Origin of the sequence: Paenibacillus sp. SSG-1 (assembly GCF_002224835.1) — a bacterium.
Taxonomy (GTDB): Bacteria; Bacillota; Bacilli; order Paenibacillales; family Paenibacillaceae; genus Paenibacillus_AQ; species Paenibacillus_AQ favisporus.
In genome coordinates, this window is the sequence record NZ_MBRK01000001.1 from 4137038 (window position 1) to 4157138 (window position 20101).

At 55.9% G+C, this 20101-nt stretch carries 20 protein-coding genes; 2 read left to right on the forward strand and 18 right to left on the reverse strand.

Features of this window, described 5'->3' with window-relative positions; genetic code table 11:
* The first annotated feature begins 88 nt into the window (after window positions 1–88).
* Window positions 89–409, forward strand: a complete 321-nt coding sequence (locus BCV73_RS19210; RefSeq protein WP_089548221.1) for a MazG nucleotide pyrophosphohydrolase domain-containing protein — start codon at window positions 89–91, stop codon at window positions 407–409.
* Window positions 410–593: 184 nt separating this feature from the next.
* On the opposite strand, the gene BCV73_RS35110 is transcribed toward BCV73_RS19210, so the two are convergent.
* The 3 genes from BCV73_RS35110 to BCV73_RS19220 all read right to left on the reverse strand — a co-directional run bounded on the left by BCV73_RS35110 (window position 594) and on the right by BCV73_RS19220 (window position 3257).
* Window positions 594–758: a hypothetical protein gene (locus BCV73_RS35110; protein ID WP_179232031.1), complete on the reverse strand. Its 165-nt coding sequence runs from the start codon at window positions 756–758 to the stop codon at window positions 594–596.
* A 134-nt stretch (window positions 759–892) separates the two neighbouring features.
* Window positions 893–1681, reverse strand: a complete 789-nt coding sequence (locus BCV73_RS19215) for a hypothetical protein (protein ID WP_218828159.1) — start codon at window positions 1679–1681, stop codon at window positions 893–895.
* 205 nt (window positions 1682–1886) lie between these two features.
* Complete coding sequence (locus tag BCV73_RS19220; RefSeq protein ID WP_089548223.1) at window positions 1887–3257, reverse strand: class I SAM-dependent rRNA methyltransferase; 1371 nt, start codon at window positions 3255–3257, stop codon at window positions 1887–1889.
* Window positions 3258–3405: 148 nt separating this feature from the next.
* Here BCV73_RS19220 and BCV73_RS19225 point away from each other — a divergent pair, with 148 nt between their 5' ends.
* Window positions 3406–4377 (forward strand): Na/Pi cotransporter family protein, encoded by a 972-nt coding sequence (locus tag BCV73_RS19225; RefSeq protein ID WP_089548224.1) that lies wholly within the window; start codon window positions 3406–3408, stop codon window positions 4375–4377.
* 64 nt (window positions 4378–4441) lie between these two features.
* On the opposite strand, the gene BCV73_RS19230 is transcribed toward BCV73_RS19225, so the two are convergent.
* The 15 genes from BCV73_RS19230 to lepA form a co-directional block, all read right to left on the reverse strand.
* Complete coding sequence (locus BCV73_RS19230) at window positions 4442–4870, reverse strand: NUDIX hydrolase (RefSeq protein WP_076169786.1); 429 nt, start codon at window positions 4868–4870, stop codon at window positions 4442–4444.
* A 122-nt stretch (window positions 4871–4992) separates the two neighbouring features.
* Window positions 4993–6333: a tRNA (N(6)-L-threonylcarbamoyladenosine(37)-C(2))-methylthiotransferase MtaB gene (gene mtaB / locus BCV73_RS19235; protein ID WP_076169785.1), complete on the reverse strand. Its 1341-nt coding sequence runs from the start codon at window positions 6331–6333 to the stop codon at window positions 4993–4995.
* A gap of 2 nt (window positions 6334–6335) precedes the next feature.
* Complete coding sequence (locus BCV73_RS19240) at window positions 6336–7100, reverse strand: 16S rRNA (uracil(1498)-N(3))-methyltransferase (RefSeq protein ID WP_089548225.1); 765 nt, start codon at window positions 7098–7100, stop codon at window positions 6336–6338.
* A gap of 117 nt (window positions 7101–7217) precedes the next feature.
* The gene (locus tag BCV73_RS19245; RefSeq protein ID WP_076169783.1) at window positions 7218–7907 is read right to left on the reverse strand and encodes a site-2 protease family protein; all 690 of its coding nucleotides are present in this window, start codon (window positions 7905–7907) and stop codon (window positions 7218–7220) included.
* Window positions 7907–8881 carry a 50S ribosomal protein L11 methyltransferase gene (prmA, locus tag BCV73_RS19250; protein ID WP_076169782.1) on the reverse strand — a complete coding sequence of 325 codons (975 nt, stop codon included), beginning with the start codon at window positions 8879–8881 and terminating at the stop codon, window positions 7907–7909. The genes BCV73_RS19245 and prmA overlap by 1 nt, the downstream gene beginning before the upstream one ends.
* A 137-nt stretch (window positions 8882–9018) precedes the next feature.
* The gene (locus tag BCV73_RS19255; RefSeq protein WP_076169781.1) at window positions 9019–9216 is read right to left on the reverse strand and encodes a YfhD family protein; all 198 of its coding nucleotides are present in this window, start codon (window positions 9214–9216) and stop codon (window positions 9019–9021) included.
* Window positions 9217–9283: 67 nt separating this feature from the next.
* Window positions 9284–9652 carry a hypothetical protein gene (locus tag BCV73_RS19260; RefSeq protein ID WP_089548226.1) on the reverse strand — a complete coding sequence of 123 codons (369 nt, stop codon included), beginning with the start codon at window positions 9650–9652 and terminating at the stop codon, window positions 9284–9286.
* A 231-nt stretch (window positions 9653–9883) separates the two neighbouring features.
* The gene (gene dnaJ, locus BCV73_RS19265) at window positions 9884–11002 is read right to left on the reverse strand and encodes a molecular chaperone DnaJ (protein WP_076169779.1); all 1119 of its coding nucleotides are present in this window, start codon (window positions 11000–11002) and stop codon (window positions 9884–9886) included.
* Between the two features lie 112 nt (window positions 11003–11114).
* Complete coding sequence (gene dnaK / locus BCV73_RS19270; protein ID WP_076169778.1) at window positions 11115–12968, reverse strand: molecular chaperone DnaK; 1854 nt, start codon at window positions 12966–12968, stop codon at window positions 11115–11117.
* Between the two features lie 66 nt (window positions 12969–13034).
* Complete coding sequence (gene grpE, locus BCV73_RS19275; RefSeq protein ID WP_089548227.1) at window positions 13035–13658, reverse strand: nucleotide exchange factor GrpE; 624 nt, start codon at window positions 13656–13658, stop codon at window positions 13035–13037.
* A gap of 66 nt (window positions 13659–13724) precedes the next feature.
* Entirely contained in the window at window positions 13725–15278 is a 1554-nt protein-coding gene (locus BCV73_RS19280; protein ID WP_089548228.1) for a TCP-1/cpn60 chaperonin family protein, read from the reverse strand.
* A 14-nt stretch (window positions 15279–15292) separates the two neighbouring features.
* Window positions 15293–16327, reverse strand: coding sequence for a heat-inducible transcriptional repressor HrcA (gene hrcA / locus BCV73_RS19285; protein WP_076169775.1), 1035 nt, complete (start codon window positions 16325–16327; stop codon window positions 15293–15295).
* Window positions 16328–16433: 106 nt separating this feature from the next.
* Window positions 16434–16901: an N-acetyltransferase gene (locus BCV73_RS19290; RefSeq protein ID WP_089548229.1), complete on the reverse strand. Its 468-nt coding sequence runs from the start codon at window positions 16899–16901 to the stop codon at window positions 16434–16436.
* 72 nt (window positions 16902–16973) lie between these two features.
* Window positions 16974–18170 carry a radical SAM family heme chaperone HemW gene (gene hemW / locus BCV73_RS19295; RefSeq protein WP_089550320.1) on the reverse strand — a complete coding sequence of 399 codons (1197 nt, stop codon included), beginning with the start codon at window positions 18168–18170 and terminating at the stop codon, window positions 16974–16976.
* A 98-nt stretch (window positions 18171–18268) separates the two neighbouring features.
* Complete coding sequence (lepA, locus tag BCV73_RS19300) at window positions 18269–20086, reverse strand: translation elongation factor 4 (RefSeq protein ID WP_076169773.1); 1818 nt, start codon at window positions 20084–20086, stop codon at window positions 18269–18271.
* Between the last annotated feature and the right edge of the window lie 15 nt (window positions 20087–20101).

A 20101-nucleotide genomic window follows, 5' to 3' on the forward strand; every position in this document is an offset into this window, starting at 1 on the left:
GAATAACTCACCAACCTCTTGCCTCCATCCCTTATACTTATAGAAATGCCTATCACTAGAACACGAATTGCAGGAGGAGGCGGAAACTGTGGATGTGAACGCATTTCAGCAGTGGGTCAAGGAGTATTACGAACAGCGAGGCTGGTCGGAGCTCGATATCTTTATCCGGATCGGCTTTTTGGCGGAGGAGACCGGCGAAGTAGCCCGGGCGATTCGGGCGCTTGAAATCGGCCGGGACCGGCCGGATGAGGCCGTGGGTACGTATGACGAGCATAAGCAGGAGCTTGTGGAAGAACTTGGCGACGTGCTGGGGAATCTGATTGTGATCGCGAACAAATACGACATCGGACTGGAGGACATTTTTGCTTCCCACCGGGACAAGCTGGTCCATCGCTATGAGCAGGAATGATGGTAACCCGGACAAAGCAATAGCGCTAGCCCTGGAATTGAAAAAGCACACTAGCCTGGGTAAAAAATTCAAAAATCCCTTTTCGCATCCGGCGAGAAGGGATTTTTAACATTTTGGCGTTCGGGGTTTGGATAAATGATACGCGGATCATCGAATGCATCATCATTTTGCCTCGCATGGCATATTACATACCGCTGTAATAGACCGGCAGCTCCGAGCGGTTGGCCGCCAGCCACAGCCGGTTCTCCCTCGTCCAGCTCAGCGGATAGCCGACGCCGGCTTCGAGCGCCTTCCCTTTCAGAATATCGACAATCCATACGTCACGATTGGCCAGTTGGACCGCATACAAACCGGAGGGATTCCCGGATGCGGCGGTAAAGCTGGTGATGTCCGTTTCCTTTGCAACCCTTGCGTGCTGTGCTAATATTCGCCTGGCCGCGGCCGGCAGCTTAGGATCGGTTTCGTAGGACGCCCCCTCCCGGTTCAGACGGATATGTAGAACGCCACGGGTTCGGCCCTCCTTGATCCGTCAACAGGGACCGTAACGGTCTCGTTATCGTTCCAGGCTAAAGGATAAATAAACAGGAATCCGTCGCTGTGTGACAAATAGCTCACTCTCGGCCGGTGGAGCAGCTTGTTCCCGTCCCGGTCCAGCACAATCAAGTCGGCATCCGGGCCAAACGTGTCGTCCGAAGCAACCAGCAGCGCCACACGATCGTTGTCAGGTGATGCGGCTATACCGTAGATCGGGCGGGCGGACTCGTACAGCTCCAGGGACACTCCGGATCGGGTATTTACCCGGTACAGCTTCAAATGGCCGTTGACGGCATAGATCTCGTTCTGGACAAGCCGGTCCGCATATTGAACATTCAGCCCAAAATCGTTCGTAAACTCCACCTGAGGCGGCGCCCATTTCGGCTGGGATAGCACGCTTATCGAACCGTTCTGCTGCAAAATCGAAGGCAGCCTGCCATTCAAGCTGTACACCAGCATCCCGGGCCCATGTTCCTCCTCATCGTCCCAAACGGGTTGATACGATGTTAAGGAATCTAGCGGCCACTCCTGAACGGTCGTTCCGTCCCGGTTCAGAAGGCGCACGCCATAGAACGGCTCCCGCACCCCGATCGGACCGATGGCTTTCTGTTCTAAATTCGAAAAGCCTGCAGCGTCCCGATATTGCCCCGGCGCCGTTTGGCTAACCGGGTTTGTACAGCACCCTTCCGAATGGTTGGCAGCTGGTGAGGTGCAGCCTGAGGCTGTTATTGTTAACATCATCAGTAAGGTTAATGCGATGATTGCTTTTTTCATTGCGTCACCCCGTCGTATGCTGAATCCCTTTTTTTGGAACGTCTTACTTCCTAGACGCTAACAATCCCCCGAAGGTTACGCTTGCTTCTCTTTCAGACGAGCTTGCCGCTGCGAAAACAAAAAAACCTTTCCGTCCATCACGGAAAGGTTTGGTTTTTCAAGATCAAAGTTAAGCCCTGCTGCGAACTTCAAATACAGCAAACTTGAGGTAATGGCCTTCATCGACGCCGAGAATTTGCGGGTGGTCCTTGCCGGCCGCACGCCATTCGATCAGGCGCAAAATTTTGCCGGCATCGGCCGCCGCTTCCTGGATCGTGGCCAGGAACAGGTCCGGGCGCATATGGTACGAGCAGCTGGCCGTGACGAGGTATCCTCCCTCGTTCACCAGCTTCATGCCGTGCAGGTTGATATCCTTATAGCCGCGGCAGGCGCCCTTCACGGCGCTTTTCGTCTTGGCAAATGCCGGTGGGTCCAAAATAACGACGTCCCACGTCCGGCCGCCCCCTGCGGTCATTTTCTTCGAGGTATCGACCTTCTCCTCGTTCCCTGCGGCCCGCTGCCGCCGTTCCTCCACTCCTTTGACCTGATCACGCAAATATTGGAAGGCGTCGGCGACAACAAATTCCACCCGGTCCTCAAAGCCGTTCAGCACGACGTTTTCCCTGGCGCTCTCAATCGCGTGCTGGGAAATATCGAGGCAGGTGACCTTCTTGGCTCCGTACTTGCAGGCATTCAGCGTGAAGCTGCCCGTATGCGAAAAGCATTCCAGCACTGTGGCCCCGTCCCAATAAGGGAAGGTAACGACTTTGCCGCTTTTGTTCACCGGAAGGCTGACGCGCTCTCCGTCCTGTTCTACTTCCTGCAGCGTAATCCCGCTGCGGCCTCCCCAGCCGGTCATCAGCGGAGCGATCGAAGCCCGGTTTTCCCGCTGGTCGAAGAAATAGCCCGTTTTCTGGCCTTCTTCAATGTCGACCTTCACGAACAGACCGTTCTCCGTCACGGTCACGTGGCGCGGGCATTCCCCGTACAGCGGTCCCTTGGTCTGCTCAAGCCCTTCCAGCTCGCGCACGGGAACGTCGCTGCGTTCATAGATTCCCTGCGGGTTCAGCACCTCGACCAGCGCGTCGACGATGTCCGTACGATGCACGTCCATGCCCAGCGTCAGCAGCTGTACGACCAGCACATCGCCGAAGCGGTCCACGATCAGCCCGGGAAGAAAATCCGCTTCCCCATACACGAGGCGGTAAGCATTGTCTCCTTTCAGAAATCGCTCACGGTGCTCAAGGCAGCCGCGGAAGCGTTCGGCAAAGAAGGCACGATCCATCGTCTCGACGGGATGGTACGAGATGACCCGGACCGTAATTTGCGAGGCCGGATTGTAATAGCCTGTGGCCAGGTACCGCCCTTGATGATTGACCACATTCACGAGGTCGCCCGGCTCCGGGCTGCCCTCCACCGAGGCAATTTCATTGTTGTAAATCCAGGGATGCCCCTGTTCCAGCCGCTTCTTCCGGCTGCGCTCCAATACGACGGATGCCAATCGATTCACTCCTTCAACGTTTCAAAAATGATATATGGATTCCGGCAAGTCCCCGGCTGAAGCCCCTCTTGGAGTCATGGTTGTCCAGGGCTGGACATATACGTAACTATGGTTGACTCCATAAACAACCCCAAGGAGGACTTGCCGCGTGTTTCAAACTGTTGTGTTTCCCGTCGTGTACGGGTTTGTTATTTTTATGGCCGGCATGAAGGTGATGGAGGCGGCCCTCGGCAAATGGGCAGGGCCCCTCCTGTCCGCCTTCCTGCAAAAGGCTACCGCTTCGCCGCTGAAGGGGCTCCTCTTCAGCACCGGCATCACGGCCGTCTTGCAGAGCAGCACGGCCGTCACCGTCATTACGATGGGCCTGGTCAACGCCGGGCTGCTGACGTACGAACGCACCCTCGGCATTATACTCGGCAGCAACATCGGCACCTGCCTGACCACCGAGCTGATCGGCCTGCAGATCGGACGGATCGCCCTGCCGCTCTTGACCGTCTCCCTGGTCGTGTGGGCGGCCGCCGTCATTTTCAGCGAGAGCTCCCCGCCGGGAATCCGCCGCATTCAGCACCTGATGATGCCCGTCCAGTTTCTGTCGCTGGCGATCGCCGGCTTTGCCCTGGTCATGCTGGGCATCCGCGTCATGCAGAAGATTGGTCCGGCCCTGGAGCAGTCCGGTCTGTTCAGCTGGTTCCTGGACCGCGCAGCCGACAGCGTATGGTGGGGCATTGCCGCCGGCGCGGTACTAACCGCCCTGATGCACAGCAGCGCCGCCGTCATCGGCCTGGCGATCGCGCTGGCCTCCTCGGGAACGCTGCCGGTCGACGTCGGCATCGCCATCGTGCTCGGCGCGAACGTCGGCACCTGCGTGACCGCGGTTCTCGCCTCCATCGGCAGCTCTGCCTCTGGCCGATTCGTCGCCTGGACCCATGTGGTTCTGAACGTCGGCGGAGCCCTCGTCTTCATGCCCTTGATTCCGCAGCTGCACTGGGCTGTAGCGGCCATCACCGGCAGTGAAGGCGCGCAAATCGCCCACGCGCAGACGCTGTTTAATGTGATCAGCTCCCTGGCCGCTCTGCCTCTATGCTACCTGCCGATCTGGAAAAAAGCCGCACACGCCTGAGTGTACAGCTCACCTTTAAGCGCTTGGTAGGAGGACAGTTCCTCAGGCCGACCTAAGATAAGTCTTAAACCTCGATGCCGAGCAGGGACAGCCCTTTCCGCACGATCCGGTCATTATTATCATACCCGTTCTGATCCTGCCGGAGCCATGCCTCCAGCGGCTCATACCAGGCCACACCGCTGATCTCCTCCACCTGAGGCCGATGCGATCCGCCGACCGCCTCCACCAGGTAATAATGAACTTCTTTTTGAACCTGGCCATGAATCGGATGGTTGTACATATATTTAATGATGTCCACGGGGGAAATGATACTGCCGATAATGCCCGTCTCTTCCTCGATTTCGCGCAGCGCGGTCTGCTCAACGGTTTCGCCCGGCTCCATTTTGCCTTTGGCCATCGAAATTTTGCCGTAGCGGTCCAGAATCAGCTGAATCTCCAGCTGGCCGCCGATGCGGCGGAACACGACACCTCCTGCCGATATTTCCTTCCTCATCACCCGCTCCTCCTCCTCATGCCCTAGTACAAACAAGGATTTCACCTCCGGTGCTGCCGGAAATGAAATCCTTGCCATTCGCCCAAGATCCCGCAATGCATAGGGACCTTGCTATATACAAATTAAACCGCTTGTCCCGGTCTTTCGTCCAGCACACGCACCAGCTGGCCTTCGCACTCGTGAACGCCGGCTTTGGTCAGCTTAACTCGGCACAGCTTGCCTTGCAGGTCTTCCGGACCGTCAAAGATCAGCTGCAGATAGTTATCGCTGAAGCCATGCATTTTGCCCGGACCATGGGTTCCTTTGGAAGTGCCTTCCGGAATGACGTCCAGCACCTGGCCGACGAATTTTTGGGCATACGCCAGCTGCATCTGCTCGGACAGCGCGATTAATTCGCGCACCCGCGCATGCTTCACTTCTTCGCTCACCTGGTCGGTCATCCGCGCGGCCGGCGTGCCGTTCCGCTGGGAATACGGGAAGACGTGCATTTCCGAGAACCCGATCGCCTTCATCAGCTCATAGCCGTTCCGGTACATTTCGTCCGTTTCGCCCGGGAACCCGACGATAACGTCCGTCGTAATGCCGACATCCGGCATCGCCTGGCGGATCAGCTGCATTTTGTTGTAAAACTCTTCTGTCGTATACTTGCGGCGCATCCGCTTGAGCACCGTGTCATCCCCCGCTTGCAGCGGAATGTGCAGGTGGCGGCACATTTTCGAGGAACGGTTCAGCACGTCGAGCATCCGCTCGTCGATTTGGCTAGCCTCGATGGAGCTGATGCGTACGCGTTCCAGCCCGTCCACCTTGTCGAGATCCCACAGCAGGTCCGACAGGCGGTAACTGTCCAGGTCGTCGCCGTAGCCGCCGGTATGGATGCCGGTCAGGACGATTTCCTTGTATCCCGCTTCCACCAGCTGATGCGCCTGAGTCACGATGCTCTTCGGATCCCGGCTGCGTGAAAGCCCCCGCGACCATGGAATGATGCAGAACGTGCAGAAGTTGTTGCAGCCGTCCTGGATTTTCAGAAACGCCCGGGTTCTGTCAGCAAAATCAGGAACGTCCATTTCTTCAAATACGCGCGTCTTCATAATGTTGCGTACCGCATTGATCGGCTCGCGGGACTGGCGGATTTGATTCACGTACGGAATGATTTTATCCCGATCCTGGTTCCCGATGACGAGGTCAACCCCGGGAATGTCCAAAATTTCGGCCGGTGAGGTCTGCGCATAACAGCCCGTCACGGCGACGATCGCTTCCGGATTTTGGCGCACGGCGCGGCGGATGATCTGCCGGCTCTTCTTATCGCCTGTATTGGTTACGGTACAGGTATTAATTAAATAAACGTCTGCGTTTTGTTCGAAATCCACCTGCTCGTAGCCTTCATTTTTAAACAGCTGCCAAATGGCCTCTGTATCGTAAAAATTCACTTTACAGCCCAACGTATAAAATGCAACGGATGGCATGTTCAAGCTCCCCCCATTTCTCCGGATTCATAAAGTATGCAGGCCAGGGCAACCATACCCGCCGTCTCGCAGCGCAGGATTCTCCGTCCCAGGCCGATGCTGACCGCGCCGGCTTCCTCCGCCGCCCGGCACTCCTCTTCGCTGAAGCCGCCTTCCGGCCCCACGATCAGAAGCACCTGCAGGCCTGCGGCAGCGCCGGTCTTCTCTATCCAAGGCTTCACTGCATCCCGCAGCTGAAGACCGTGTTCTTTCTCATAGCAGAAATATACCGCATCATACGCCGAAAACGAAGCCAGCAGGTTTTTCCAATGGATCGGATAACCGACCTCGGGCACCCGGTTGCGGTGGCTCTGTTCAGCCGCCTCTTTGGCGATTTTACTCCAGCGGACGATGCGCTTCTCTTCCTTCTTGGCATCGTACTGCACGATGGTTCGCTCCGACAAAAAAGGAACAAATGCCGCCGCACCGATCTCGGTGCATTTCTGGATCACCGTCTCCATCTTGTCTCCTTTAGGGAGGCTCTGGGCAATAGTGACTTTAACCCGCGGCTCCTGGGTCATCGCCAGCATCTCGACGACAGCGGTGGTGACAACCCCCTGGTCGATCGACCGGATTTCCACCAGCGCTTCCCGCTCGCGTCCATCGCTGACGATAAAGGTGTCCCCTTCTTTGCTGCGCATAACCTTGGCGATATGCCGTGCATCCTCACCGGTAATCTCGACGGTATCGCCTTTAAACTGCTCCTGTGATACAAAATATCTCTGCACCTTTATCAACATCCTATTTCCAAAATCACAAACTTCATCATACAACTTTTAGGTTCGCATGACCAGACCCTATTCAACAAGCGAATACGGCCTCGAACGTTCGCGTTCCCGCTCCGATTATATCGACACGCCGAACAATTTCAGGAAGGAGAACACGAACTGGTAGTTGATGCTGTTAGCCCACATATACAGCGGACTGATTGTATACATCTGCAGCACCGGAATGAACAGAATCAGCAGGAAAATAAAGATGGACCACTGCTCAAACTGCTGCAGCTTCATCCGTACCCGCGGCGGAACGATATCTTCGACGATGCGGTATCCGTCCAGCGGCGGAAGCGGGATAAGGTTGAATAAGAACAGGAAAAAGTTCATGAAGCAGAAATAGCGCAAAAACGTCGTGATCGCGAACAGCAGCCTTTCGTTCGTAATCCCGTCCAGCACCCCCGTGGCGATCAGGAGGGCGTAAATGAATGCCCCGATGATACCCAGAACGAAGTTGCTCAGCGGCCCCGCCGCCGACACGACCACGCCCATGAGGCGGGGGTTTTTGAAGTTGTCGCGGTTGACCGGGACCGGTCTGGCCCAGCCAAACCCTGCGATCACCAGCAGCAGGACGCCGAGAAAATCGAAGTGAACCGCCGGATTCAGCGTTACCCTGCCCAGCAGTTTGGCTGTAGGATCTCCAAATTTATAGGCAAAATACGCATGCGAAAATTCATGCACCGTAAAGGCAATCACCAGCACGATCAGGACGAACGGAAGCTCTTCCAGCGGAAACCTGAGAATATTGTTCAGAAAATCCATTACGACCTCTTTCTCGCGACAAAGGCTACCCAGTCTTCGTCACGGCAAACGTCCTCGATCTCAAACCCGGAGTCCTTCAGCGCCTGCTGAACGACGTCTTCCTTATTTTTGTAAATGCCTGAGGCGATGTAGACGCCTCCCGGCTCGAGTGCACGGTACACGTCGTCGATAAAGAGCAGAATGATTTCGGCCAAAATGTTGGCGACGATCACTTGGACCGGCAGGGTAACGCCCAGATCTTCGCGCTGGTCACCGCTTAACAGGGACAGCAGATCGCTTTCCTTGACCGTAATCTGATGATCCAGCATGCCGTTTAATTGGCTGTTTTCCTTGGCGCTCGACACCGCCACCGGATCCAGGTCCAGTGCAAGCACATGCTTCGCGCCGAGCAGGACGGCCCCAATGGCCAAAATGCCGGAGCCCGTTCCGACGTCGATGACTTCCTCCCCGCCCCGGATGACCTTCTCCAGCGTGCGCAGGCAGAGCGCCGTCGTCGGATGGGTTCCTGTGCCGAACGCCATTCCGGGATCGAGCTCGATGATTTTCTCCGCCTCGTTCGCCGGCGTGTAGTCCTCCCAGGTCGGCTTGATCGTCAGCCGCTCCGATACCTTCAGCGGTTTAAAGTAAGCTTTCCAGGCGGTAGCCCAGTCGTCCTCATTCACTGTCTTGAGCTCATAACGCAGCTCTCCCGTGTCGATTCCGTACTCATGCAGCTGCCCGATCCGTTCCTTAACCTCGGCAATGATCTGCTCCACAGGGGACTCCTCCGAAAAATACCCTTTGATTTCCGCCTGTCCTTCCGGAATATCGTTGAGAGGCATCTCGTACCATTGCCCGAACGACGTATCCCGTTTCTTGTTCAGGGTTCCCGACTCTTCGATGGATACACCGCCGGCGCCGGCCTCATGCAAAAAATTTGAAATCATTTCCACGGCTTCTTCCGTGGTATGTATTGTAAATTCATGCCATAACATAATTCGTTAAATTCCTCCTCGACCTATGCATAAGTACCATTGTACTATACATCGGCGGCCGAGTACAAAATTTAGGGCTCCCCGCTAACAAAAAAACCGCAGGTCCGCATCGCGCTTCCCCACGGTTTTAGGCATTCTTAATCTTCATCCGTCCAGCCGGTATCCATTTTGCGGAGCTGACGCTCGTCAGCCTCCTCGCTGCGGCGGAGCGCTTCCACATCGTCCGCATCGGCCAGAACGCCTGAGAACTCGACATCCTCGTTTTTCATCGACATCAGTTCCTTGATTTTTTCCGTCTTGGTCATGATTTTGCCTTTTTTATCGCGGCTAGCCATCAAGCTCCCATCCTTTCCTTGAACGAACTATTCACTTTCAGAAAATGTTACGGTCCCACTTTCACGCCTAGACGAAGCCGCCGGCTTCCTCGACGATTCTCCTTGCCTTCTCGAACGACTCTTCCTCGACCACAACGCTCAGAATGATATCCCGGCCGGTTGGCCCTCCCTGTCCGCCGTCGCTCATCCCGCTTGCGGACGGATCGGCTGCAGCCAGAATGGAGACATCCTTATCGCTGTATGTTGTGCCATAGGTCACAGACGTCAGGCTGGGCATCCCACCCGTAAATGGGCCGGTGCTGTACATCGAAGCCCCCGGAAACCGGCTGAAGCGGTCGATGGACAGGTCCACCACCCGCAGGGCACGCAGCTTTTTTGCTACGCCCTCGGCTTCTTCCGGACTTTTAAAATAGGCCAGAATGCTCTTTTCAGACACTTGCTTCACCTGCTTTTTATATGGATTAAGCGTTTACGGCTTCTCACGTGCGGTTTTAGGCTGTGCAAGCGCGGTCCCTTTTATGCGCAGGAAACAACCGGGCCGGGAACTGGAAACGTCTATGGGTTTGCATGCAAAAAAAGCCCGGCCGCCACGGCCGGACTTTCTAAATACGGTCCATCTTCCTGAAGGTTGTCGGAAGACGAATTACCTATATACTGCATTGCGCGGTTACTCCCCGCGGAACGCTTTTTTCATGCGGTCAAAAAAAGACTGCTCCTGCTCATGCGTCTGCTCGCCGTCCAGGGAGGCAAACTGGCGCAGCAGGTCCTTCTGCTCGTCGCTGAGCTTGCTAGGCGTAACGACGACGACCTTCACGTGCTGGTCGCCCTGTCCGATGCCGCGCAAACGCGGAACGCCTTTGCCTTTGAGCCGGAAGAACGTACCCGTTTGTGTACCGGCCGGAATTTTCAGCTTGACCTTCTCGGTCAGCGTCGGGATCTCGATCTCGTCGCCAAGCGCCGCCTGGGCAAACGTGAGCGGAACCTCGCAGTAAATATCGTCGCCTTCACGCTCGAAGAAGTCGTGAGGCTTCACGCGGATGACGATGTACAAGTCGCCCGACGGGCCGCCCCGCAGACCGCCTTCCCCTTCGCCGGTCATGCGCAGCTGGGCGCCGTCGTCCACGCCCGCAGGAATGCGCACGTGAATTTTGCGCTGCTTTTTCACTTTGCCGCTGCCGTGGCAGGTCGTACATTTGTCCTTGATGATTTGACCCGTACCGTTACAGTTGGAGCAGGTACGACGGTTGACCATCCGTCCGAACGGCGTGTTCTGGACGACTTCCTGCTGCCCGCTGCCGTGGCAGACGGAACAGGTTTGCGGTTTCGTTCCCGGTTTGGCTCCAGAGCCGTGGCAAGTGTCACAGTTTTCGGTTCTAGGAATGGTAATATCCGATTCCTTGCCGAATACCGCTTCCTTGAACTCGATCGTCATCGTATACTGCAGGTCGTTCCCCCGCTGCGGCGCGTTCGGGTCACGGCGTCCTCCGCCCCCGAAGAACATGTCGAAAATATCGCCGATGCCGCCGAAGTCCGCACCGGAGAATCCTCCGCCCATGCCCTGGTTCGGATCGATATGGCCGTACTGGTCGTAGGTCGCACGCTTCTGCCCATCACTGAGCACATCATAGGCTTCCTTGACCTCTTTGAACTTGGCCTCGGCGTCATCCGCCTTGTTCACGTCCGGGTGATACTGCCTGGCCAGCTTCCGGTAAGCTTTTTTGATATCATCATCCGAAGCGTCCTTGCCGACGCCCAGGACTTCATAATAGTCACGCTTTTCAGCCACTCTTCCACCCCCAATATTTCAGTCATGCTCCGGTTCATGGACAAAAGGAAAGCCAAAGCAGCGGGATGCCCCGGCTTTGACTTCCCTATTCCTGAACATAACTTTCTATAGGTTAACCTTGATTTTTGTCCTCGTCAACAACCTCGTAGTCCGCGTCAACGACATTGTCCTTCTTCGCGGAGCCTGCTGCGCCGTCGGCATTGCCTTCGCCGCCTTGAGCCTGCTGTGCTTGAGCAGCCTGCTCATACAGCTTCACGGACAGCTGCTGCACGATTTCGGTCAGCTCTTCGGTAGCGGATTTGATCTGCTCCAGGTCGTCGGAGTCGATGGCCGCTTTGACTTTGTCCTTCGCAGCATTGGCTTTTTCGACTTCGGAAGCGTCGACTTTGTCGCCAAGGTCCTTAATTGTCTTTTCTGTGGAGTACACGAGCTGGTCGGCGTTGTTCTTCGCTTCGATCAGTTCTTTACGCTGACGGTCTTCCTCGGCATGCGCCTCGGCGTCCTTCATCATGCGTTCCACTTCGTCGTCGCTGAGACCGCTCGAAGACGTAATCGTAATCTTCTGCGTTTTGTTCGTTCCTTTATCGGTAGCCGATACGTTCACGATACCGTTGGCGTCGATGTCGAATGTAACTTCGATTTGCGGTACGCCGCGAGGTGCTGGCGGAATGTCGCCCAGGATAAAGCGTCCGAGCGTTTTGTTGCCCGCCGCCATTTGGCGTTCGCCCTGCAGTACGTGGATTTCAACGCTTGGCTGGTTATCCGCATACGTCGAGAAAATTTGCGATTTGCTGGTTGGGATCGTCGTGTTGCGCTCGATCATTTTCGTAAATACGCCGCCTGCGGTTTCGATACCGAGGGAGAGCGGAGTGACGTCGAGAAGCACGACGTCTTTCACGTCGCCTGTCAGCACGCCGGCTTGCACCGCAGCACCGAGGGCCACCACTTCGTCCGGGTTAACGCCTTTATGAGGCTCTTTGCCGGTCAGACGCTTGATCGCTTCCTGTACGGCCGGAATCCGCGTGGAACCGCCGACAAGGACGATCTTGTCGATGTCACTGGAGCTCATGCCCGCATCGCTGAGCGCTTGACGGGTTGGTCCAAGAGTACGTTCCACCAAGTCGGCAGACAGCTCTTCAAACTTGGCACGGGTCAGGTTAACCTCCAAGTGCTGAGGTACGCCGTCCGCCACCGTAATAAACGGCAGGGAAATCGTCGTCGTCAGAACGCCGGACAATTCCTTTTTCGCTTTTTCCGCCGCGTCTTTCAGACGTTGAACTGCCGCTTTGTCCTTGCTCAGGTCGATGCCTTGGTCTTTCTTAAATTCGCTTACGAGGTAATCGATGATCACTTGGTCGAAGTCGTCGCCGCCGAGGTGGTTGTCCCCGCTCGTCGCTTTAACTTCGAAGAAGCCGTCGCCCAGCTCCAGGATCGAAACGTCAAACGTACCGCCGCCAAGGTCGTATACGAGGATCGTTTGATCTTCCGCTTTTTCCAGACCGTAAGCGAGAGCCGCAGCTGTCGGCTCGTTGACGATCCGCAGCACTTCCAGACCGGCGATTTTACCGGCGTCCTTGGTCGCTTGGCGCTGGCTGTCATTAAAGTATGCCGGAACCGTAATAACCGCTTGGGTTACCGGTTGGCCCAAATAAGCCTCGGCATCGGATTTCAGCTTTTGCAGAATCATTGCGGAAATTTCTTGAGGCGTAAACTCTTTGCCGTCAATCGTTTCCTTATGGTTTGTACCCATGTGGCGTTTGATCGAAATAATTGTACGGTCAGGGTTCGTAATGGACTGGCGCTTTGCCGTTTCGCCGACGATGCGCTCGCCGTCTTTCTTGAAGCCGACAACCGAAGGGGTCGTACGCGCGCCTTCCGGATTCGGGATAACGACAGCCTCGCCGCCTTCCATGACGGCTACGCAGGAGTTAGTCGTACCAAGGTCAATACCGATAACTTTACTCATGTATGGTTTCCTCCTCTGGGATATAAGAAATGGTGGATCAATACTTATATGTTAAACAGCAGGGATTTACATGCTGACTTTAACCATGGCTGGACGAAGCACTTTGTCTTTCAGCATATAGCCTTTTTGCACTTCCTCAACGACGATGCCTTCCTCGTATTCATCGTTTTCCACCTGCATGATGGCTTGATGATATTCCGGATTAAACGGCTCGCCGACGGTAACCATAGCCTGCAGCCCTTCCGCTTGAAGCACGCCTTCCAATTGGCGGAAAATCATGCTTACGCCTTTCGTAAAGGACTCTATTTCGCTGCCTTCGCCGGCAGCGGCGAGAGCCCGTTCGAAATTATCCACGACAGGCAGCAGCTCGGTCACGAGTTTAGTGGATGCATACTTGGCCAGGTCCTCTTTTTCCTTCTGGGTCCGTTTGCGGAAATTGTCGAAGTCGGCCTGCGTACGGATGGCACGCTGCTGATAGTCGTCAGCCAGCCCCTGCAGACGCTCCACTTCGCTCTTCAGAGCAGCAGCGTCCAATGCTTCATTCTCCGCAGCCGTCCCTTCAGAAGCATCCTCCGAAGCTGTCTCACCAGCTTGGCTAGCCTCAGCCTCGGCTGTATGTTCATTCACTTCTTCATTTGTTTGTTGGTTCAATTCGTTTTCACTGTCTTGAAATGGTTGGTTTTCGTTCAAGATGTCTTCACCTCCTTGGTAAACTGATCATGCTTTTGTTCATCGGTTCATGCGGTCCCGAAGAACTCATTCTTCATCCTGACCGCCATAGCCTCTCATTTTGATGACATTATGAATGCGGAGCACGGCAGCCGCCACCTCACCCGCGGCCTCCAGCCCATGAATCTTCACCAGGGCCGGATCGACGATCCCCCGCTCCTCATAGCGAATGACGAGCCCGGTATCGCAGTCGATGCCCATGGAGTCGGAGTCTTCCGCAAGCTGGGCGGCACGCGCCTCTTCCATCTTCTCCAGCGGGTTGTAGCCGGCGTTCAGCAAAATCTGTGCCATGGGCTTGCGCAGTGCCGCTGCCACGGCGGCAATGCCGAAGGCTTCCATGCCCTTCACCGCCTCCCGCTGATGCTCCAGCTCGTAGGAGACGGCCAGCTCGGCCGTACCTCCGCCCGGAAGCACCCCGCCGGAAACGGCGGCTTGTACAGCCGAGGCCGCATCCGCGGCAATCCGGGCGGATTCCCCGACGACTTCCGCGGTGCTCGCCCCGACGATCAGCGTGACAAACGGCTCGCGCTCCTGCCCCCCGCTGCTGACCCGCACGCGTTCCAGCCTTTCGTCATAAGCCACATAGGGGGAATTCCCCAGAAGCTTGGCAAGCGAATCGCGCTCCTTATGTAAGGCGGTGCGCCGCATGGGCACCGCCCCTGTCATCTCGCTGACGCGCAGCAGGTCGCTGCGGCTCACGCGCGGCACCACCATGATGCCGTGGTCCATGCAGAACTGCTCGGCATCGGGATGGATTCCCCGTTCCAGCAGAACAAGCCCCACCCCGAGGTCGGCCAGCACGTGAAGCTCGCTGCTGAAGCGGTCGCGCAGCTCCATGTACCGGGCAAAGCCGGCTTCCGTCGTCAAAACCTCTTCATCCAGCGTCTCCGGCTCGAGCGCGTCGTGCAGGACGAGAATCTTCGTGCTCTTCAGCACGGGTCTATCATGCGAATGAAGCGGCTTCTGCTTCAAAAGAATGCCTTCATATACTTCATTATCGCCTTTCTCGTGGGCGGTAACCGCATCGGCTAGCAAATAGCCAGGTTCCCTCAGCTTCCGGGTCCCCACCTTCGAAGCGGCTTCCATGACAAGGCGGACGATATCCTCGCGCTCGCGTCCGGCAACATAAGCCGCCTTGGCAAGCAGCGGATCGTCCAGCCCTTCAATAACCCGGGTCCGGCGCCGCAGCGCTTCCACCGCCATGCGAATGCCCTGCTGCATCCCGGCGACCACTTTGGAAGCAGGGACACCTCTGACGATTTGCGCAACGCCTTCCTGCACCAGCGCTCCCGCGAGCACCGTTGCCGTCGTCGTTCCGTCGCCGACCTGCTTCTGCTGGCTGCGGGCCACCTGGATCAGCAATCTGGCGGCGGGATGCGTTACGTCCATTTTGTCGAGGATCGTCACGCCGTCATTGGTAATAATGACTTCCCCGCGGGAGCCGACCAGCATGACGTCCAGCCCCTTGGGGCCGAGCGTCCCTTCCACCGCAGAGGTGATGGCACGGACCGCATTGCTGTTGTTAAGCAGGGCTGCGTAGCGTTCTTCACCCTCGCGAACCGGCTGCTGGCCTTGACTCATCCGTCCTCTCCCCCTTATTTATACCAGTGTGACAGCATGGCCGTCAGATCCTTGGACAATATGTTCAAAATGCTCATGACCCTTGCGTATTCCATCCGCGTCGGGCCCAAAATGCCGATGGTGCCGAGCGCTTCCCCTTCAAGCGAGTAAGTCGCCGTGATCAGGCTGCAGTTGGCAAACGCCTCATGGTCGTTCTCCGTGCCGATCCGTACCTGAATGCCGCCCCCATCCTGGGGCGCCATCATCTTCGTAAGCGTCGGCGTCTCTTCGAGCAGGTCCAGGATCGTCTTCACTTTATCGACATCCTTGAACTCCGGCTGGGTCAGCATGTTGGTCGTTCCGCTCAAATACAGCCGCTGATGGTCGGCCTCACCGTCCAGGAATATGTTGTCCAGCACCTTCATGATTTCTTCATAGTTGGAAATATGGCGCTCCATCTCCTGGCCGAGTTCTGTATATAATCTTGTCTTCAGCTTATATATAGGTACATTCATCAGCTTGCTGTTCAGCAGGTTGACGACTTTCTCGATCTCGGAGACCGGCACATCCGGCGGAAGCTGAACCGTCTTGTTCTCCACCTGTCCCGTGCTCGTCACGATAATCGCGACGGCGGTTTCCTCGTTAAGCGGAAGCAGCTGAAAATGCCGCAGTGAAGTATGAAAAACTTCCGGTCCAAGCAGGATGGAAGTGTAATTCGTCATATGGGATAGTATCATGGCTGCATGCTGGATCACCTGCTCCATCGCGCTGAGCTTCTCGGCAAAAAACTTGCGGAGCAGCCGGATTTCCCCCGGAGGCGCCGAATAGGCCGGATCCAGATGATCGACATAATACCGGTAACCTTTATGAGATGGAATGCGGCCGGCCGAAGTATGGGGCTGTTCCAAAAAGCCCAGCTCTTCCAGATCAGCCATTTCGTTGCGGATTGTCGCCGGACTGTAGCCGACATCGCCTCGTTTCGAAATGCTGCGGGAGCCTACGGGTTCAGCGGAGCGAATATAGTCGTCCACAATGGCATTCAGTATCATTCTTTGACGTTCGGTAAGCATACCATTCCCCCCTTGGTGACCTTTATTTCGAGCATCGTTAGCACTCTAAAGAGATGAGTGCTAACCGTTAATACAAAAATACCAAACTGACATGAGCATTGTCAAGTCAGTTCAGCATCTTAAGAACAGCTATTTCATCGCATGCATGCTGCTTGGCGCAGTTCACGCAATCGGTCCAAACCTTCTCGGGAAAAATCTCTTTTTCCACAACCGAAAATCCGTTTTTCAGAAAAAACGATACTTCGTACGTCAGGGCCATAATTTTGGGAATGCCTTGTCTTCTCGCCTCTTCCGTGAGCTTGCTCACCAGTTTGGAGCCGATTCCCATCCCCTTGTGCCCTTCCGCAATTCCCAGGGAGCGGATCTCCACCAGGTCTGCGCCCAGCTGGCAGAGCGAGCCGCAGCCGATCACTTTCCCGTCCGCCTCGGCCACGACAAACTGGTCCAGCTGCTTCTCAAGCACTTTGCGAGAGCGCGGCAGCATGATCCCCTTCTGTGCATAACCATCGATCATTTCGAAAAGCGGTTCTACGTCCTCTGGCACCGCTTTACGGCAAATAACTACCGCCGGCATCGCCATTCCCCCTCACACGTGCTGTCAATGATATGAATAAATATACAACAACACGCATAGAAGTTCAAGCGGTTATTTTACGGTGAGCGAGCCTATAAATTCGCCGAAAACGTCGTTGCCGAACAGGATTCCCCGTTCGCTGAGGCGGTACCCGTCGCCCGTCTCCTCGAGCAGCCCCGCATTCAGCATTTTATGCAGCGGTTTGGCAAACATGTCTTCCATCGATACGCCGAACTGCTCTTCGAAATGCGTCCGGGACACTCCCTTCAAGACACGCAGGCCGACCATGAGGAAATCCTCCATCGCCTCTTCCCGGGGAACCTCAAAGCTCTCCATTCTCGGCAGTCCCTCTTTGGTCGCTTCCGTATACGGATTAACCCCTTTGATATTCATATGCCGCATGCCGCCGACATACCCGTGGGCACCCGCGCCGAGGCCATAATAATCTTCGTTCAGCCAATAGGCCATATTGTGGCGGCTGTGGAATCCGGGCTTTGCAAAGTTGCTGATTTCGTACTGCTCGTAACCCGCTTCCTTCATTTTCTCCATCAGCAGCAAATACATCTTCAGCTCGTCGTCCTCATTGGGCAGCGGCAGTTGATTCTTCTGGTACATCGTATGGAAAAGCGTGTTCTCCTCAACCTTCAGGCTGTAGATCGAATAGTGCGGCAGATTCAGCGCAAGCGCCTTGCTCACGCTCTCTGCAAGCATGTCCACCGTCTGGTTCGGCAGGCCGAACATCAGGTCGATCGACATGTTGTCAAAGCCGGCTTTGCGCGCGTTCTCCAGGCTCTGGTACACATCATCCGTATCATGGATACGCCCGATGCCGCTCAGCAGCTCGTTCTGAAACGCCTGTACGCCAAAGCTTACGCGGTTAACGCCGCCCGCTCTCATCACAGCCAGCTTCTCGAGGTCGGTTGTCCCCGGGTTGGCCTCCATCGAAAATTCAATATCTTCCGACCAGTCCGGAAAATACGTCTTGACCGTCTTCAGGAAATACTCCATTTCGTCCGGCTTCAGCACGGTCGGGGTTCCCCCGCCGACGAAAATGCTCGTTATTTTACCGGGAGGAACCTCTTTGACGGTTCGTTCCATTTCCCGCTCCAGCCCCTGCAAATATTCCATCACCGGCTGGTTCTTCAGCACATAGGAATTGAAATCGCAGTAAAAGCATTTATTCGTGCAAAAGGGAATGTGCAGATAAACCGCTTGGGGTTTACGGTTCCCCTGATACTTAACTCTTGGCGTCCCTTGCGGATTCAACATCGCCATCGCAAATTCCCTCCTTATATTTAGAAAGGGAAAGCCGCAGCGGCTCTCCCGTGGAATGGTCCAATGTACTCTATAAGCTTGGTAAAAACTGACTAGTTGTCGTCGATTTTCAGGACAGCCATAAAGGCTTCCTGCGGCACTTCGACGCTGCCGACCTGCTTCATGCGCTTCTTGCCTTCCTTCTGCTTCTCGAGAAGCTTCCGCTTCCGCGAAATATCGCCGCCGTAACACTTGGCGAGGACGTTCTTGCGCATCGCCTTGACCGTCTCGCGGGCGACGACCTTCGTCCCGACCGAAGCCTGGATCGGCACCTCGAACATTTGCCGCGGAATGAGCTCGCGCAGCTTCTCGCAGATGCCGCGTCCGCGGTGGTATGCGCGGTCGCGGTGCACGATGAAGGAGAGTGCGTCGACCTGCTCCCCGTTCAGCAGGATGTCCATCTTCACGAGGTTGGAGCGGCGGTAGCCGGACAGCTCGTAATCAAAGGAAGCATAGCCCTTCGTGCCGGACTTCAGCTGATCGAAGAAGTCGTACACGATTTCGGACAGCGGGATTTCGTACGTGATCGTAACCCGGGTCGTATCCAGGTATTCCATATTGACGAATTCGCCGCGTTTGCTCTGGCACAGCTCCATGATGGTGCCCACATAATCGTTAGGCACGATGATCGCCGCCTTGACGTACGGCTCCTCGACGTATTCGATTTTCCCGATTTCCGGATAGTTGGACGGGTTGTCGATTTCGATCGTGTCGCCGTTCGTCAGCGTAATGCGGTAAATAACGCTCGGCGCCGTCGTAATGAGCGGGATGTTAAATTCGCGTTCGATCCGCTCCTGGATAATCTCCATATGAAGCAGCCCGAGGAAGCCGCAGCGGAAGCCGAAGCCGAGCGCGCTCGACGTCTCCGGCTCGAAGCTCAGCGAAGCGTCGTTCAGCTGCAGCTTCTCCAGCGCCTCGCGCAGGTCATTGTAATCGGACGTCTCGATCGGGTACAAACCGCAGTATACCATCGGGTTGATTTTGCGGTAGCCGGGCAGCGCCTCGGGTGTCGGATTTTTGGCATCAGTGACCGTATCGCCGACCCGGGTATCACCCACATGCTTAATGCCCGCTACGATAAAGCCGACATCGCCGACCCTAAGCTCGTCCACGATCGTCATCCGCGGTTTAAACGCGCCGACTTCGATGACCTCGAACGTCTTGTTCGTAGCCATCATCTTGATTTTCGAGCCCGCTTTGATGCTGCCGTCAATGACGCGCACATACACGATAACGCCTTTGTAAGGATCATAATGCGAGTCAAAAATGAGCGCCTTCAGCGGCTGATCCGGATCACCGTTTGGCGGCGGTACCTGCTGGACGATCTGCTCCAAAATTTCCTTGATACCGATGCCGGCCTTCGCCGAGGCGAGAACGGCATCGCTTGCGTCCAGACCGATAACATCTTCAATTTCCTGCTTCACGCGGTCCGGATCGGCGCTCGGCAGGTCGATTTTGTTAATGACCGGAAGAATCTCCAGGTTGTTATCCAGTGCCAAATAGACGTTGGCCAGCGTCTGCGCTTCGATTCCCTGGGCGGCGTCCACCACCAGCAGCGCGCCTTCGCAGGCGGCCAGGCTTCGGGAAACTTCATACGTAAAGTCGACGTGTCCGGGAGTATCAATCAGGTTCAGCAAATATTCCTCGCCGTCATCGGCGCGATAAGTCAGGTGAACGGCCTGAAGCTTGATGGTAATCCCGCGCTCGCGTTCGAGATCCATCTGGTCCAGCACCTGATCCTGCATCTCGCGCGAGGTGAGGGCGCCCGTATATTCAAGAATACGGTCCGCAAGCGTCGACTTGCCATGGTCTATATGGGCGATAATGGAGAAATTTCGAATGTTCTTTTGCCTTGCTTGTACGTCTGTCATGCCTTACCCCCAAAA

Excerpts from the sequence above, each read along its gene's own strand:
- BCV73_RS19215 (WP_218828159.1), bottom strand. The coding sequence starts at position 1,681 with ATGTTAACAATAACAGCCTCAGGCTGCACCTCACCAGCTGCCAACCAT.
- BCV73_RS19230 (WP_076169786.1), bottom strand. The coding sequence starts at position 4,870 with ATGAGGAAGGAAATATCGGCAGGAGGTGTCGTGTTCCGCCGCATCGGC.
- mtaB (WP_076169785.1), bottom strand. The coding sequence starts at position 6,333 with ATGCCATCCGTTGCATTTTATACGTTGGGCTGTAAAGTGAATTTTTAC.
- BCV73_RS19245 (WP_076169783.1), bottom strand. The coding sequence starts at position 7,907 with ATGGATTTTCTGAACAATATTCTCAGGTTTCCGCTGGAAGAGCTTCCG.
- prmA (WP_076169782.1), bottom strand. The coding sequence starts at position 8,881 with ATGTTATGGCATGAATTTACAATACATACCACGGAAGAAGCCGTGGAA.
- BCV73_RS19255 (WP_076169781.1), bottom strand. The coding sequence starts at position 9,216 with ATGGCTAGCCGCGATAAAAAAGGCAAAATCATGACCAAGACGGAAAAA.
- dnaK (WP_076169778.1), bottom strand. The coding sequence starts at position 12,968 with ATGAGTAAAGTTATCGGTATTGACCTTGGTACGACTAACTCCTGCGTA.
- BCV73_RS19280 (WP_089548228.1), bottom strand. The coding sequence starts at position 15,278 with ATGAGTCAAGGCCAGCAGCCGGTTCGCGAGGGTGAAGAACGCTACGCA.
- hrcA (WP_076169775.1), bottom strand. The coding sequence starts at position 16,327 with ATGCTTACCGAACGTCAAAGAATGATACTGAATGCCATTGTGGACGAC.
- BCV73_RS19290 (WP_089548229.1), bottom strand. The coding sequence starts at position 16,901 with ATGCCGGCGGTAGTTATTTGCCGTAAAGCGGTGCCAGAGGACGTAGAA.
- hemW (WP_089550320.1), bottom strand. The coding sequence starts at position 18,170 with ATGTTGAATCCGCAAGGGACGCCAAGAGTTAAGTATCAGGGGAACCGT.
- lepA (WP_076169773.1), bottom strand. The coding sequence starts at position 20,086 with ATGACAGACGTACAAGCAAGGCAAAAGAACATTCGAAATTTCTCCATT.